The sequence below is a fragment of the Bacillus sp. 01N45 genome (assembly GCF_056399205.1).
Window position 1 is genome coordinate 112,686 of the sequence record NZ_JBFTQW010000001.1, and the last position, 16,549, is coordinate 129,234.

Below are 16,549 nucleotides of genomic sequence, written 5' to 3' on the forward strand. Positions count from 1 at the left end.
ACCTCATTCAATACCATTCCAATTGTGTTATTGTACGTTCAATTTCAGGAAATGAATCGATGTACTCGAGTACACGATTCATTTCTTTTTCACAAATAACACGATTAGAGGATACAGAAACAATTGCAATTTCTGTACGTTGCCATACATCTTGATGCCCTACTTCTGAAACAGCTACATTATAACGCTGCTTCACACGAGTTAGCACCCGTTGCAAAATTGCTCGTTTCTCTTTTAAAGAATGCACATCGTAAATCATACACTCGAATGAGAGTGAAGCGATAATCATCGCTTCACTTCTTCCATAATGTACGCTTCAATGATGTCCCCTTCTTTAAGATCATTATATCTCTCAATTGTAATACCACACTCATAGTTTTGTGCAACTTCTTTTACGTCATCTTTGAAACGTTTTAACGTATCAAGTTGTCCTTCGAAAATTACTACGCCATCACGGATAATACGCACGCCACTATCACGTGTAATTTTACCGTCAATCACGTAACAACCTGCGATTGTTCCAACTTTTGTTACTTTGAATGTTTGGCGTACTTCCGCTTGACCGATTACTTTTTCTTCGAATTCTGGATCCAGCATACCTTGCATTGCTGATTCGATTTCTTCGATTACTTTATAGATAATACGGTGTAAACGAACATCAACATTCTCTAATTCAGCTGTACGCTTCGCATTCACATCAGGGCGTACGTTAAATCCAATTACAATTGCATTAGATGCAGAAGCTAAAATAACATCAGATTCTGTAATCGCACCTACGCCTGTATGGATAATTTTAACTTTAACACCTTCAACATCAATTTTACGAAGTGACGCTGCCATTGCTTCTACAGAACCTTGTACGTCTGCTTTCACAATTAAGTTAATTTCTTTTACATCGCCTTCTTGGATTTGTTGGAATAAATCTTCAAGGCTTAATTTAGATTTTTCACCACGCTGAGCAAGTAACGCTTCTTGTGCACGTGATTCACCGATTTGACGAGCTTTCTTCTCATCAGCGAATGCCATGAAACGATCTCCTGCTTGTGGTACTTCGTTTAAACCTGTAATTTCAACAGGAGTTGATGGACCAGCAACTTTTACACGACGACCAATATCACTTACCATTGCACGAACACGTCCGAATGAAGTACCAACAACGATTGGATCTCCAACTCGAAGTGTACCGTTTTGAACAAGTAATGTCGCGATAGTTCCTTTACCTTTATCAAGCTGTGCTTCGATTACAGTACCAGTTGCATAGCGGTTTGGATTTGCTTTATATTCTTCTACTTCACTTACAAGAAGAATCATTTCTAATAAGTTGTCAATTCCTTCACCTTGAATTGCAGAAATTGGTACGAAAATTGTATCTCCGCCCCAAGCTTCTGGAACTAATTCATATTCTGTTAATTCTTGCATTACACGATCAGGATTTGCCGCTGGTTTATCCATTTTATTCACAGCTACAATAATTGGTACTCCAGCTGCTTTCGCATGGCTAATTGCTTCAACTGTTTGTGGCATAACACCGTCATCAGCTGCAACAACAAGGATTGTAATATCCGTTACTTGCGCACCACGAGCACGCATCGTTGTAAATGCCGCGTGACCAGGCGTATCTAAGAATGTAATCTTCTTGTCATTTACTTCAACTTGGTATGCACCAATATGCTGAGTAATTCCACCTGCTTCGCCTGCAGTTACTTTTGAATTACGGATAGAGTCAAGTAAAGTTGTTTTACCATGGTCAACGTGCCCCATAATTGTAACTACAGCTGGACGCTCTTTTAAGTTCTCTTCATCATCTTGCTCATCGATGAATGTTTCAAATTCAGTTTCACTTACAACTACTTCTTCTTCTACTTCAATACCATAATCAGTAGCAATTAACTCAATTGTATCTTTATCTAAGTCTTGGTTAATTGTTGCCATAATTCCAAGCATAAAGAGCTTCTTAATAATTTCAGATGGCTCTTTGCTTAATTTTTTAGCAAGCTCACCTACTGTAAGACTTCCAGAGAAAGTAACTTTATCTGGTGTTTCTACAGTTTGTGTTTGTTGTCTTCCAGCAAAGTTATCTTGACGTTTGTCTTCATTTCCTTTGCCTTTTTTCTTTTTCTTATTGCTGTTCTTTTTACTACGAACAACTTTTTCTTCTACTTCAAACTCATCTGCAACAGAAGGTTTTTCAGTTTGATACGCATTATCTAATTTATTTACTACTTCATCTTCTAACATTGTCATATGATTCGAAACCTCGATATTCATTTCTTTTAGTTTTGTCATAAGATCTTTACTTGAGATATTATGTTGTTTTGCATATTCATGCACTCGAATTTTACTCATACCTTCACCCCCGGTAATTTGTATCGAGCATGCTACGCAGCTTTTTCGCAAAGCCCTCATCTAACACAGCTACAACGACTCGCTCGTCTCTCCCAATCGCATGCCCTAATTGTTGTCGATTTTCGACCTTTCTCATTGGTACGTTGTAATACGTCGCTTTATCCGTGATGCGTTTTGTAGTATTTGCTGACGCATCTTCAGATAGCAATACAAGTTTTGCTTTGCCACTTCGTACTTCTTTTAAAACAAGTTCTTCACCCGAAATAATTTTCCGAGCCCGGTTTGCTAGTCCTAAAAACGATTTCCAATCGGACACTTATTTCGACTCCTTCTCAACAAGCTCAAGAAGCTCTTCGTATAGAGAACCGTCGATTTTCGCTTTTAGATGATGTTCCAAAACATTTTTCTTTTGGGCTTGAAGAATACTTTCTTTATCTTTTGATAAATAAGCACCTCGTCCTGATTTCTTTCCAGTTAAATCAATGGACACTTCTCCCTCTTTGGAACGAACAATGCGAACGAGCTCTCGTTTTGATTTCATTTCTTGCGTTGCAACACATTTTCGTAACGGAACTTTTCGATTGCTCATACTCATCACCTCTATTCGATTTCGTCTTCAACTGAATCGAATCCGAATGCGATTACGCTATCTTCTTCTGTTACAATACCAAGTTGTTTCGCATCAGACTCACTCTTAATATCAATTTTCCAACCTGTTAATTTAGCTGCAAGACGTGCATTTTGTCCACGCTTACCAATAGCTAATGACAGTTGGTGGTCTGGAACAACAACTGTTGTTGCTTTTTCTTCTTCATCTACAAGCACTTTAACAACTTGTGATGGGCTTAAAGCATTTGCAACATATTCTACTGGATCATTTGACCAGCGAACGATGTCAATCTTTTCGCCTTTTAGTTCGTCTACAATGCGTTGTACACGTTGTCCTTTCGGTCCTACACAAGAACCTACTGGATCAACATCAATGTTCTCTGCATGTACAGAAATTTTAGAGCGATCGCCTGCTTCGCGTGCTACAGAACGAATTTCAACAGTTCCATCATAAATTTCAGGAACTTCCATTTCGAATAAACGTTTTAAAAGACCAGGATGTGTACGTGATACGTAAATTTGTGGTCCTTTCGTTGTTTTTTCTACTTTCGTAATGAATACACGAATACGATCATGTGGTTTGTACTGTTCGTTTGGCATTTGCTCACTTACAGGTAATAAAGCTTCTACTTTCCCTAAGCTTACATAGATGAAACGAGCATCTTGACGTTGTACGATACCCACCATGATATCTTCTTCACGGTCACTAAACTCAGAGTAAATAACACCACGCTCTGCTTCGCGCACTCGTTGTGTTACAACCTGTTTTGCAGTTTGTGCTGCAATACGACCGAAATCTTTTGGTGTTACTTCAATCTCTAGTACGTCACCATCTTGATAGTTTGGATTAATTTGTCTTGCTTCTTCAACAGAAATTTCAAGACGTGGATCAAACACATTATCAACAACGTCTTTACGTGCTAAAACTTGAATTGTTCCCACTTCTGGGTTAAAGCTCACACGAACGTTTTGTGCTTGGTTAAAATTGCGTTTATAAGCAGAGATTAACGCTGCTTCAATCGCATCAATAATAATATCTTTGCTAATTCCTTTTTCTGACTCTAATACGAGCAAGGCATCTAACAACTCAGTGCTCATGAAGATCCCCCTTCTAACTAAAACGTAACAGCAAGTCGCGCATTTGCAACTTTATCCATTGAAATTTGGATTTCTTTTTTACGTGTTTTAATTGTTAATAATAATGTAATTGTAGTACCATCGTAGGAAAGTAGCTTTCCTTCAAACATTTTTTCACCATCAATCGGCTCATATGTTTTAATTGCCACTTGTTTTCCTACCGCTTGCTGGAAGTCTTTCTCTTTCTTTAATGGGCGTTCCGCTCCAGGAGATGATACATCCAAAAAGTAAAGATGAGGAATTGGATCCTCTTTATCTAAAGCTTCGCTTAAACGTTCACTTACCGCACCGCATTCTTCAATGTCGACTCCCTTTTCAGAATCGATGAATACGCGTAAGAACCAGTCTTGTCCTTCTTGCACATACTCTACATCTACAAGTTCAAGATTTAACTCTTCAACGATTGGCTGCGCAAATGCTTCTACAACTTCTGTGACTTTCTTATCCATAAACAGCCTCCTTCCTGCCGCCATGTACCATTTACAAGAAAAGACCCCGTCCATAAAAACGGTCCATCTTATTCTTTCTCGTTAGCTAACAAAAGCCCCTGCCGTTAAGCAGGGAATATCTGTCTTAGTATTACCAAATTTAAGAAGTAAAACTTGTAACAAAATATGTATATACGACAGAAATTTCTTACCTCTCCACATCAATAAAACGTAGATAGTAACACGAAAGAGTGGGTTTCCCCACTCTTTTTTTTACACAATATACATGACATGGTTATCTCGGTTAATAGTATACCATAGCAAATGTTGATTTGCAAAGAATTTTCCTACCTATTAGAACAGTGATAACTGGTTTTGATCAGGTAGATCGCCTAAGCAACCTTGACTATCTAAATACTCAATAATTGTTTTCGAAACCTTACTGCGCTGCTGTAAATCTTCTTTTGATAAGAAATCTCCATTTTTGCGTGCTTCTACAATACTTAAAGCTGCATTTGTACCAAGTCCAGGCACTGCATTAAATGGAGGAATTAAAGTATCCCCATCAATAATAAATTCTGTTGCATGCGAACGGTATAAATCAACCTTTTGGAATGAGTATCCACGCTCACACATTTCAAGTGTCATTTCTAGTACTGTTAATAAACTTTTCTCTTTCGGCGCTGCATCCAAACCTTTTTGCGCAATTTCATCAATTCTTACACGTATAGATGCTGAACCTTTCGCCATCGCCTCTACATCAAAGTCATCTGCACGAACTGTAAAGTATGCCGCATAGAATAGAAGCGCGAAATGTACTTTAAAGTATGCAATACGTACAGCCATAAGTACGTAAGCAGCCGCATGGGCTTTAGGGAACATGTACTTTATTTTCTTACATGAATCAATATACCAACCTGGTACATTATTACTTTTCATGTCATCTTCCCATTCTTCCGGTACACCTTTACCTTTACGAACTGACTCCATGATTTTGAAGGCTAATGATGGGTCTAAACCTTGATAGATTAAATATACCATGATGTCATCACGACAACCGATAACTTCACTCAGCGTACATGTACCGTTATAAATTAACTCGTTTGCATTACCAAGCCATACGTCTGTACCATGTGATAGTCCAGAGATTTGGACTAACTCAGAGAATGTCGTAGGTTTCGTCTCTTCTAACATCTGCCTTACGAATTTCGTACCAAACTCTGGTATACCAAGTGTACCTGTTTTACAGTTAATTTGTTCTTCCGTTACCCCTAACGATTCCGGGCCTGAGAAAATTTTCATTACTTCCGGATCGTCTGTTGGGATTGTTTTCGGATCAATACCACTTAAATCTTGTAACATACGAATAACAGTAGGATCATCGTGTCCTAGTATATCAAGTTTCAATAAATTATCATGAATGGAGTGGAAATCAAAGTGTGTCGTTCTCCACTCAGCCCCTATTGAATCTGCCGGAAACTGAATTGGTGAGAAATCAAAGATATCCATGTAATCTGGCACAACGATAATACCACCTGGATGCTGTCCGGTTGTACGTTTTACGCCCGTACATCCTGCTACTAAGCGGTCAATCTCTGCATTTCGAATCGTTAAATTATGATCATTTGCATAACCTTTTACATATCCATAAGCCGTTTTTTCCGCAACTGTACCTATTGTACCCGCACGGTATACATAATCTTCACCGAACAGTACTTTCGTATAGTTATGGGCACGTGGTTGGTATTCCCCGGAGAAGTTCAGATCGATATCGGGTACCTTATCTCCTTTAAATCCAAGGAACGTTTCGAACGGAATATCATGTCCATCTTTCACGTATGGAACATTACATGCAGGACATTCTTTATCCGGCAAGTCAAAACCAGAACCTACAGAACCATCATTAAAGAATTCTGATTGCTTACACTTCGGACATACATAGTGTGGTGGTAATGGGTTTACTTCTGTAATTTCCATCATCGTTGCAACGAATGATGAACCTACCGATCCACGCGAACCTACTAAATATCCGTCTACTAACGATTTTTTCACAAGCTTATGTGAAATTAAATAAATTACGGCAAATCCATGCCCAATAATACTTTTTAATTCTTTTTCTAAACGTGCTTCTACAATTTCAGGTAACTCTTCACCATAAATGCTACGCGCCATTTTATAACTCATATCACGCGTCTCATCATCTGCACCTTCAATTTTCGGTGTATATAGATCATCTTTCACTGGATGAACATCACCAATTAATGATGCAATCTTTTGTGTATTCGTTACAACAATTTCTTTCGCTACGTCTTCACCTAAGAATGAAAAACACTCTAACATTTCATCCGTTGTACGGAAATGTACAGGTGGTAATGAATGTCGGTTTAACGGATTGGCTCCGCCCTGCGAACTGACTAAAATCTTGCGATACATTGCATCCTCTGGATCTATATAATGCACGTTTCCTGTAGCAACAACTGGTTTATCTAACGTCTCACCTAGTTTTACTAAGTTAGAAATAATTGTTTTTAATTGTCCCTCATCTCGAACAAGTTCACGCTCTACTAAATGACGTAACACCTCTGGAGGCATTACTTCAATGTAATCATAGAACTGCGCAATTTCTTCTACCTCTTCAGGAGCTTTTTGCATCATCGCCTCAAACACTTCACCTTTATCACAAGCCGTTCCTACTAAAATTCCTTCACGATATTTTTTTAATAGTGACCTTGGTACTCGTGGTACACGGTAAAAGTAATTTAGGTGAGAATAGGAAACAAGTTTATATAAATTTTTCAACCCTACATCTGATGTCGCAAGTAACGTCATATGACTTGGACGTCCACGCTTATACGCATCCCCTTGCCCCATGCTATCATTTAATTGATCGTGATATTCAAATCCCTTTTCAATCACATCTTTTAACATTTTCACAAGTAAGTATCCCGTTGCTTCTGTATCATAAATCGCACGGTGATGTTGCGTTAATTCAATATCAAGCTTTTTACACATCGTATTTAATCGATGGTTTTTCATTTCCGGGAATAAGAATCTTGCAAGTTCTAACGTATCAATAACAGGATTATTCGTTTTTTCTAGTCCAGCCTTTTTAAAACCTACGTTAATAAAGCCCATATCAAAACTTGCGTTATGAGCAACAAGTGTATGGTCGCCCATCCATTCTTCAAACTTTTTAAACACTTCGTCCACTTCTGGTGCATCCGTTAACATATCATCTGTAATACCTGTTAATTCAATAATCGTCGCAGATAATGGTTGATGTGGATTTGCGAAAGATTCAAAGCGGTCAATAATTTCGCCACCTTTTACTTTTACAGCCGCTAACTCGATAACAGTATCATATACAGCTGATAAACCTGTCGTCTCAACGTCGAAAACAACATAAGTTTCCTCTGCAAGTAAACGATGCGCTTCGTTATATGCAATCGGTACACCATCATTAACTAAATTCGCCTCTACACCATATATAACTTTAACCCCAGCCTTTTTACCCGCAGAATATGCCTCTGGGAAAGACTGCGCAACAGCATGGTCTGTAACAGCGATTGCCTCATGTCCCCATTTACCTGCTTGGGCAACAAGTCTAGAAACAGGAGTAACAGCGTCCATTTGGCTCATCGGTGTGTGAAGATGCAGCTCTACACGTTTTTCACCTTCTGGCGCTTTATCTTTACGAGACGGTCCTGTTATTTCATTTATATCATTTGCAATCATTACTAAATCTCGAACGAATGTATCATTTTGAACAGAACCACGCGCTTTCACCCACATTCCTTTTTTCAAGGATTGCAGCATTGGAATATCTTCTTTGTCACGCGAGAACATTTTGATCATAATTGAATCCGTATAGTCTGTTATTTTTAAAGTTAATAACGTACGGCCACTACGTAGCTCTTTCGTTTCTACATGGAAGACATACCCTTGAACTGTTTTTCTTCTTTCTTCATCTTGAATTTCTCGCATCGGTGTAATCTCTTCATCCGGCTTAATAAGATATCCGAGTACAACCGGTCCTTCATGCACAACGCTACTTTCTTCAGCTTGCTTCTTTGCCATTTCTTCCATAGCTTGTATAACACGTTCACGATCTTCTTGCTGCGTTTGCTCACGAAACTTTTGCATTTCTTCTGTATTTTGCTGTATATGTGTGTCTAACTGAAAACGCGGGAATCCAAAAGTTTCGTATTGATCCCCTACTGGTTTCGCAACGTTTTTCTTTAAAGCAGTAGATTCCAGCTCATTATTCACATTTATTAGCAACTTCACTCCATTCACCTGCGGAAGCTGCTTTTTTAAGTAAGCAAACATAGGTGAAAATGTAATTCGTTCCGTACAAAGTGGCCAATACGCCCTCACTTCTTCTTCTGTAAATTGTTTATTCTCTGTTTCTAATGCAAATGTTGTTCTTGCAATATGAGAAAATGATTGCTTAAGCTTTGTTTCTAGCAATTCATATAATTCTGTAGGCAAAATTCGTGGCACTTGTAAATCAAAATGCCAACTTTTATTCGTTTTATCAATAACGAGCCTTTCAATGCCACCACCTTGTAAATATTGATTTATAAGGTCGTCTGGTATTTGCAACTGCTGGAGCAAAATTTGAAATCGCTCTTGTTGTTCATTTGTTAAAGACATAAGCACTCTCCTTCCATTTGCTATTATAAATTGAAACGTACTACAAAGAAAGATTTCTCCCTTCTTCTTTTACAAAATACGTTTACAAAGAAAGAGAAGGTACCTCATTACGAGGTACCTCTTCTTATTTTAAAATATTTGCAATATATGTTTGAAGTTCTTCTACTTTCACTTCTTCAGACTCGCCTGTAGCACGTACTTTCACTTCTACAATACCTTCGTCTGCTTTTTTACCAACTGTCACGCGAACTGGAAGGCCGAATAAATCTGCATCTGCAAATTTAACACCTGCACGTTCTGCACGATCATCTAGTAATACTTCGTACCCTTGCTCTTGTAATGAGTTGTAGATGTTTTCACCCATTTCACGTTGCGCATCAGATTTCATATTTACTGGAATTACATGCACATGGAACGGTGCAACAGCTTTTGGCCAAACTAAACCGTTCTCATCATTAAACTGCTCTGCGATTGCTGCCACTGTACGAGATACACCGATACCGTAACAACCCATAATAAGTGGTTGTGTTTTTCCGTTTTCATCTAGGAATGTTGCGTTCATTGCTTCACTATAACGAGTTCCTAATTTGAATACATGGCCAACTTCAATTCCGCGTGCGAAAAGAATTGTTCCATTTCCATCTGGAGACTGGTCTCCTTCTTGGATGAAGCGTAAATCTGTATATTGACTTACTTTAAAGTCACGTTCTGGATTTACATTTACATAATGGAACCCTTCTTCGTTCGCTCCTGAACATCCGTTAACAATTGATGCTACAGCATGGTCTGCGATAATTTCGATATCACCTGTTACACCAATCGGTCCTAAAGAACCAACTTCACAGTTTAATAACTCTTTCACTTCTTCATGAGAAGCAAGCTCAACAACTGAAGCGCCGTATACATTTTTCACTTTTACATCGTTTACTTCATGATCACCACGAACAAGTACAACTACTAATTTCTCATCTACTTTAAATACCATAGACTTAATGCACTTGTCAGCTTCAATGTTTAAGAATGCAGATACTTCTTCAATTGCTTTTTGATCTGGTGTTGCTACTTTTTCAAGTGCCTTTTCTGCTTCATCACTCTTCGTATACGTAGCTACCACAGGAGCCATTTCGATGTTTGCTGCATAATTAGATGTATCAGAGTATGCAATTGTATCTTCACCAACTTCAGATAATACCATAAATTCATGCGTATCTTTTCCGCCCATTGCTCCAGAGTCAGCAATAACTGCACGGAAATTCAAGCCACAACGAGCAAAAATGTTAGAGTATGCTTTGTATAAGCGATCGTATACTTCATCTAAACTCTCTTGTGTAGCATGGAAAGAGTATGCATCTTTCATTAGAAACTCTCTTCCACGTAATAAACCGAAACGAGGTCTTTGTTCATCACGGAATTTCGTTTGAATTTGGTACAATGTTAACGGTAATTTTTTATATGATTTCACTTCATCACGTACAAGATCCGTAATTACTTCTTCATGTGTCGCTCCTAATGCGAATTCACGAGCGTTACGATCTTTCATACGCATTAATTCAGATCCGTAAGAATACCAACGGCCTGATTCTTGCCATAATTCTGCAGCTTGCATCGCTGGCATTAATAATTCTACAGCTCCTGCGCGCTCCATTTCTTCTCGAACGATACGTTCTACTTTGTGTAGTACTTTTAATCCAAATGGTAGAAAACTATAAATACCAGAAGCATTTTGACGCATAAAACCTGCACGAAGTAATAACTGATGACTCTTAATCTCCGCATCAGCTGGAACTTCACGTAATGTAGGACTGAATACCATACTTTGTTTCATTTATTCGCACCTCTTCATTTTACTCTTACACGCAGTAAAACCCCTCACCTCGAGTTAGGTGAGGGATTTTATTCTACGAGCTCTATTTCATTATAAGTTTCACTTTATTTTACAAGAAAAACTTACGAATGTCATTCCAAGTTACAACTAACATAAGTAACATTAATAATGCAAAACCAATAAAGTGAACCATTCCTTCTTTTTGGCGGTCAATTGGTTTCCCTCGTAACGCTTCAATTAAGAAGAAGAACAAACGTCCACCGTCTAAAGCAGGGACTGGTAGTAAATTAAATAAACCAAGGTTAATACTTAAAACTGCTGCTAAACTTAATACACGCGTAAATCCATAATCTACGACTTGATCTGTTAGATTATAAATTCCTACTGGACCTGACAACTCATTAATAGAGAATTGACCAGTTACTAATTTCACAAGTGAATCAAAAATTAGTTTTGTCCATTGGTATGTTTGTTCAAATCCTGATTTAATAGAACCCATTACTGTTTTCTCTACTGGAGAGTAAACACCAATTCTACCTACTTCGTCTTTTCCTTCTTTATCGAGTGTTGGCGTTACTTTTACATTAAACTGTTCATTATCACGCTTTACTTGTAACGTAATTTCTTTATTTGGGTTTCCACGTACAATGGTAACAACATCTTTCCATGTACTTGTGTTTTTCCCATCGATTGCTTGAATTGTATCATTTTCTTTTAATCCGGCTTGCTCGGCTGCACTATTCTCCATTACTTTTCCGACCATTGGCTTGTCAACAGGAACACCTTGTACAAATCCAAGAATCACAAAAATAACAAATGCTAAAATGAAGTTCATTGCAGGACCTGCAAAGATTGTTAAGGCACGTTGACCCAATTTCTTGGAGCCGAATTGCCTATTATACGGAGCAATTTGTATTTCTTCACCAGCAGTAATAATACGAGCCTTTTCATTCACTCGGAATGTTTGAAGCTCTTCCTCGTACTCTTCATAGCCCGAAATTGTTAAATTATGCTCTAAATCAGCTTGTTCGACTTCAATGACACGAACATTTGGATACTTTTCATATCCATCAAAAACTAATTTCGCAACTTCGTCTTTTTCATTTAATACAAGGCCAACCTTTTTTCCAGGCTTTAACTCAACTGTGTCTGCATCCTCGCCAGCCATTCTTACATAGCCACCAAGGGGCAGTAATCGAATCGTATACACCGTTTCATTCTTTTCAAATGAGAATATTTTCGGACCAAAACCAATCGCAAACTCACGGCATAAAATACCTGCTCTTTTTGCGAAATATAGATGCCCTAGCTCATGGAAAAATACGAGTGCACCGAAAATTAATATAAAGGCAATCGCTGTATTCAATTCCATACCACCTTTGCTAAATTTGTTCCATCACAAACCGTCTTGTGGTTGCATCAATTTCCAGAATTTCCTCTAAGCTCGGACGTGCAATGACATTGTGATGGTTCATTGCTTTTTCAATGAGGTCTTCCACTGTTAAGAAACCAATTCTCTTTTGTAAAAACGCTTCAACAGCTACTTCATTCGCTGCATTCATTACAGCTGGCATACTTCCACCTGTTTTTCCAGCTTCATACGCAAAACGCAAACAACGGAAACGTTCTTGGTTCATTTTCTCAAAATGCAATGTTCCCATTTCCCATAAATTTAACTGCTTTGTGTCTGAAAGAGGTAATCGATCAGGATATGTAAGTGCGTATTGAATTGGTACTCGCATATCAGGTGAACCAAGCTGTGCCATCACACTACGATCTTCAAATTCAACCATAGAATGAATAATACTTTCTTTATGTAAAACAACATCGATTTGCTCATAAGGGATACCAAAAAGCCAATGTGCTTCAATTACTTCTAGCCCCTTATTCATCATTGTAGCAGAATCAATTGTAATTTTCGAACCCATTGACCAGTTTGGATGTCGAAGCGCATCTTCTACGGTCACATGATGCAATTCATCTCTCGTTTTATCACGGAAACTTCCACCAGAAGCCGTAATAATTAGTCGAGAAATTCTTTTTTCATTTTCACCATTCAAGCATTGAAAAATAGCTGAATGTTCACTGTCTACTGGAAGTAACGAAACATTATGTTTTCGTGCTGCTTCCATTACAAGATGCCCTGCGGTTACTAACGTTTCTTTGTTTGCAATTCCGATTGTTTTTTTCGCCTCAATTGCACGAAGTGTTGGTAACAACCCTACGCTACCTACAACAGCATTTACTACAATCTCTGCATCTGGATGTAATGCTACTTCTAAAAGCCCTTCACTACCATATACAATTTTTGTATTACCAGAGACAGCTTGTAATTTTAAAACATCTTCCTCTCTTTGCACAGAGACAATTTGCGGAGAAAATTCTTGAATTACCTTTACTGCGTAGTCAATATTTTTCCCTACAGAAAAAGCAACGAGACGGAATTGGTCTGGGTGCGAGCGTAATACATCTAAAGTTTGTGTACCAATTGATCCGCTTGCACCTAATAAACTAATGTTTTTCATGACTCCAACCCCTCGTTCATTTATTAATTGTATTGTAATAAGAAGTAGAGAATTGGTAAAACAAATAACCAACTATCTGTTCGATCTAATATACCACCATGTCCAGGTAAAATTGTACCTGAATCTTTTACGCCATAATGACGTTTAAATGCAGATTGTACTAAATCACCAATTTGTCCAAAAATAGAAATGATAATTGTCAACACAATTAAAATCCCTACATTAGCCTCAACTGGGAAGAACATATTGTAAACAAGTGCCACAACAATCCCACAAACGATGCCGCCTAATGAACCTTCAATCGTTTTATTCGGACTAATTTCTGGCCATAATTTTCTTTTTCCTAATGCTTTCCCTACGAAATATGCGCCTGAATCGGTAGCCCATATAACAAATAATGCGCAAAACACATATTTAATTCCTAAAATTCTCGTTTCATTCAAATATAAGAATCCCATTGCAACATATGTTGTTGCCATTAGTAAAAAGGAAGCATGGTCAAAAGTAAATGTATTCTTAGAAAGGACTGTATATGATAAAAGTAATAAAACAATCACAAATGTGATTTCTAATTTACCTAATCCAATCCAAGTAAACAGTTCTGATGCACTGCTTGGAATTAAAATAACCCATAATAATACTGCAGCTAAAACTGTTGGTATTGAAATAAGCGTAAGCTTATTCATACGAATTAATTCATATAAACCTGTAGAAGCAAGTGCATACACTAAAACCGTAAAAGGCACGCCACCGTAAATTACGATGGGAATGAATAGCGCGGCAGCAACCACTCCAGTAATAATTCTCTGTTTCACTACCAAACCCTCTCTTTCTACACGCCTCCGAATCTGCGCCCTCTATGTTGAAAGTCTGTAATCGCATTTAGCAAATGTTCCTCGGTAAAATCTGGCCAATACACATCTGTAAACCAAAACTCCGAATATGCAATTTGCCATAACATGAAATTACTAATACGTAGCTCTCCGCTCGTACGAATTAACAACTCTGGATCAGGTAAAGAACTCGTCATTAAGTAGGAAGAAAGCATTTCTTCACTTACATCTTCAACACGAATTTTTCCTTCCTCACTATCTTTCACCATATGTTGCACAGCAGAAACGATCTCATCTCGACTTCCATAGTTTAACGCGAAATTAAGAATTAATCCCGTATTCTCTTTCGTATCTTCCATGGCCTTTTCCATCGCTCTGCGTGTATGCGTAGGAAGACGATCTTGTTGTCCTATCACTCGGACTTGTACGTTCTCTTCAATCAATTCTGGTAAAAATGTACCTAGAAATTCTTCTGGAAGCCTCATTAAATAGTCAACTTCCTTTTTCGGTCTTTTCCAGTTCTCAGTTGAAAAAGCATAAAGAGTTAACACTTTCACATTAAGTTTGCTTGCAAATTTTGTGATTTTCTTTACAACTTGCATGCCTTCATGATGTCCCGCAATACGAGGCATCGCTCTCCTCTTTGCCCATCTTCCATTACCATCCATAATGATGGCAATATGTTCTGGGATGTATCCTTTTTTCACTTTTTCAACGAGATGATCAAACGATGCGACCTTTTTACTTTTAAAAAAAGGAAAGTTTTTAAACATCATTCATACCCTCCAGCAAGCAGACGTATGCCTAAAAGTGTAAAAAGACCCCCTTAAGAAGAGGGTCATATTTGCGAAGGTATCGCTATTACACTTCCATGATTTCTTTTTCTTTGTTTTTTGCGATTTCGTCAACTTTTGCAATATATTTATCTGTTTCTTTTTGGATATCTTCAGTATATCCTCTTAAATCATCTTCTGTAATATCGCCAGCTTTTTCAAGCTTCTTAAGATCATCGTTACTGTCACGACGTACGTTACGAACAGCAACTTTTGCTTCTTCAGCATATTTTTTCACAACTTTTACAAGATCGCGACGACGCTCTTCTGTTAATGCAGGGAATGCAATACGAATTACAGTTCCATCATTAGAAGGATTTAAGCCTAAATCTGCTTTTAAGATTGCTTTTTCAATATCACCGATAGAAGTTTTATCATAAGGTTGAATTACAAGTAAACGTGCTTCTGGAACTGTAATGTTCGCTAATTGCACAACAGGTGTTGGTGCACCATAGTAATCAACTTGTACCTTATCTAATACAGACGAGCTTGCACGACCTGCGCGAACTGTTGCCAATTCACGAGAGTAAGCAGCAACTGCTTTTTCCATTTTTTCATTTGAAGACTTCAATACTTGTTGTCCCATATTTATTTCCCCCTTACAACTGTTCCGATATTTTCGCCTAAAACGGCACGTTTAATGTTACCTTTTTCCATAACCGAGAATACAATTAATGGAATATCATTGTCCATACATAAAGAAGAAGCTGTTGAATCCATTACACCTAAACCTTCTTTTAATACATCTAAGTAAGTAAGTGTTTCGTATTTCGTAGCTGTTGGGTCAAGAGATGGATCTGCATTATATACGCCATCTACATTGTTTTTCGCCATTAAGATAACGTCTGCTTCGATTTCCGCTGCACGTAGTGCTGCCGTTGTATCTGTAGAGAAATATGGGTTACCTGTACCTGCTGCAAAGATCACAACACGTTTTTTCTCTAGATGACGAATTGCTTTACGACGAATGTAAGGCTCTGCTACTTGACGCATTTCGATTGAAGTTTGAACACGAGTTTGAATTCCAATGTTCTCTAGGCTATCTTGAAGAGCTAATGAGTTCATAACTGTTGCTAACATACCCATGTAATCTGCTCCAGCACGATCCATTCCCATTTCACTTCCGATTTTTCCACGCCAAATGTTTCCGCCACCAACAACAACAGCAACCTCTACATCAAGTTCTGCAATTTCTTTCACTTGTTCCGCAACTGATTTAATAACAGACGGGTTAATTCCAAATCCTTGTTCGCCAGCTAACGCTTCTCCGCTTAGCTTTAATACGACACGATTATATTTCGGTTTACTCATAATGAACCTCCAATTGCTTACATCTTTATTTTAAAAAAGGGAACAC

At 38.0% G+C, this 16,549-nt stretch carries 14 protein-coding genes; all 14 read right to left on the reverse strand.

Features of this window, described 5'->3' with window-relative positions; translation table 11 throughout:
* Window positions 1-7: 7 nt before the first annotated feature.
* Window positions 8-289 carry a DUF503 domain-containing protein gene (locus tag AC1DMU_RS00520; protein WP_000582364.1) on the reverse strand — a complete coding sequence of 94 codons (282 nt, stop codon included), beginning with the start codon at window positions 287-289 and terminating at the stop codon, window positions 8-10.
* Entirely contained in the window at window positions 286-2,346 is a 2,061-nt protein-coding gene (gene infB, locus AC1DMU_RS00525) for a translation initiation factor IF-2 (protein ID WP_000036353.1), read from the reverse strand. Before infB ends, AC1DMU_RS00520 begins: the two co-directional genes overlap by 4 nt.
* Before the next feature lie 4 nt (window positions 2,347-2,350).
* A complete protein-coding gene (locus AC1DMU_RS00530) occupies window positions 2,351-2,662 on the reverse strand; it encodes a YlxQ family RNA-binding protein (RefSeq protein ID WP_001286521.1) in 312 nt (103 codons plus the stop codon).
* A complete protein-coding gene (rnpM, locus tag AC1DMU_RS00535; RefSeq protein ID WP_000071127.1) occupies window positions 2,663-2,935 on the reverse strand; it encodes an RNase P modulator RnpM in 273 nt (90 codons plus the stop codon).
* 11 nt (window positions 2,936-2,946) lie between these two features.
* Window positions 2,947-4,053 carry a transcription termination factor NusA gene (gene nusA / locus AC1DMU_RS00540; protein ID WP_000102596.1) on the reverse strand — a complete coding sequence of 369 codons (1,107 nt, stop codon included), beginning with the start codon at window positions 4,051-4,053 and terminating at the stop codon, window positions 2,947-2,949.
* A 17-nt stretch (window positions 4,054-4,070) separates the two neighbouring features.
* Window positions 4,071-4,541, reverse strand: a complete 471-nt coding sequence (rimP, locus tag AC1DMU_RS00545) for a ribosome maturation factor RimP (protein WP_000359099.1) — start codon at window positions 4,539-4,541, stop codon at window positions 4,071-4,073.
* A 333-nt stretch (window positions 4,542-4,874) separates the two neighbouring features.
* Window positions 4,875-9,176, reverse strand: a complete 4,302-nt coding sequence (locus AC1DMU_RS00550; protein ID WP_048545990.1) for a PolC-type DNA polymerase III — start codon at window positions 9,174-9,176, stop codon at window positions 4,875-4,877.
* Between the two features lie 124 nt (window positions 9,177-9,300).
* Window positions 9,301-11,001, reverse strand: coding sequence for a proline--tRNA ligase (locus AC1DMU_RS00555; RefSeq protein ID WP_046956487.1), 1,701 nt, complete (start codon window positions 10,999-11,001; stop codon window positions 9,301-9,303).
* A 109-nt stretch (window positions 11,002-11,110) separates the two neighbouring features.
* Entirely contained in the window at window positions 11,111-12,367 is a 1,257-nt protein-coding gene (gene rseP, locus AC1DMU_RS00560) for an RIP metalloprotease RseP (RefSeq protein WP_060488431.1), read from the reverse strand.
* Between the two features lie 16 nt (window positions 12,368-12,383).
* Entirely contained in the window at window positions 12,384-13,526 is a 1,143-nt protein-coding gene (gene dxr, locus AC1DMU_RS00565) for a 1-deoxy-D-xylulose-5-phosphate reductoisomerase (protein ID WP_000790363.1), read from the reverse strand.
* Between the two features lie 23 nt (window positions 13,527-13,549).
* Complete coding sequence (gene cdsA, locus AC1DMU_RS00570; protein ID WP_088064285.1) at window positions 13,550-14,341, reverse strand: phosphatidate cytidylyltransferase; 792 nt, start codon at window positions 14,339-14,341, stop codon at window positions 13,550-13,552.
* A gap of 17 nt (window positions 14,342-14,358) precedes the next feature.
* Window positions 14,359-15,135, reverse strand: coding sequence for an isoprenyl transferase (uppS, locus tag AC1DMU_RS00575; protein ID WP_000971311.1), 777 nt, complete (start codon window positions 15,133-15,135; stop codon window positions 14,359-14,361).
* An 85-nt stretch (window positions 15,136-15,220) separates the two neighbouring features.
* Entirely contained in the window at window positions 15,221-15,778 is a 558-nt protein-coding gene (frr, locus tag AC1DMU_RS00580) for a ribosome recycling factor (RefSeq protein WP_000531506.1), read from the reverse strand.
* A gap of 2 nt (window positions 15,779-15,780) precedes the next feature.
* Window positions 15,781-16,503, reverse strand: coding sequence for a UMP kinase (gene pyrH / locus AC1DMU_RS00585; RefSeq protein WP_000042666.1), 723 nt, complete (start codon window positions 16,501-16,503; stop codon window positions 15,781-15,783).
* Window positions 16,504-16,549: the final 46 nt, after the last annotated feature.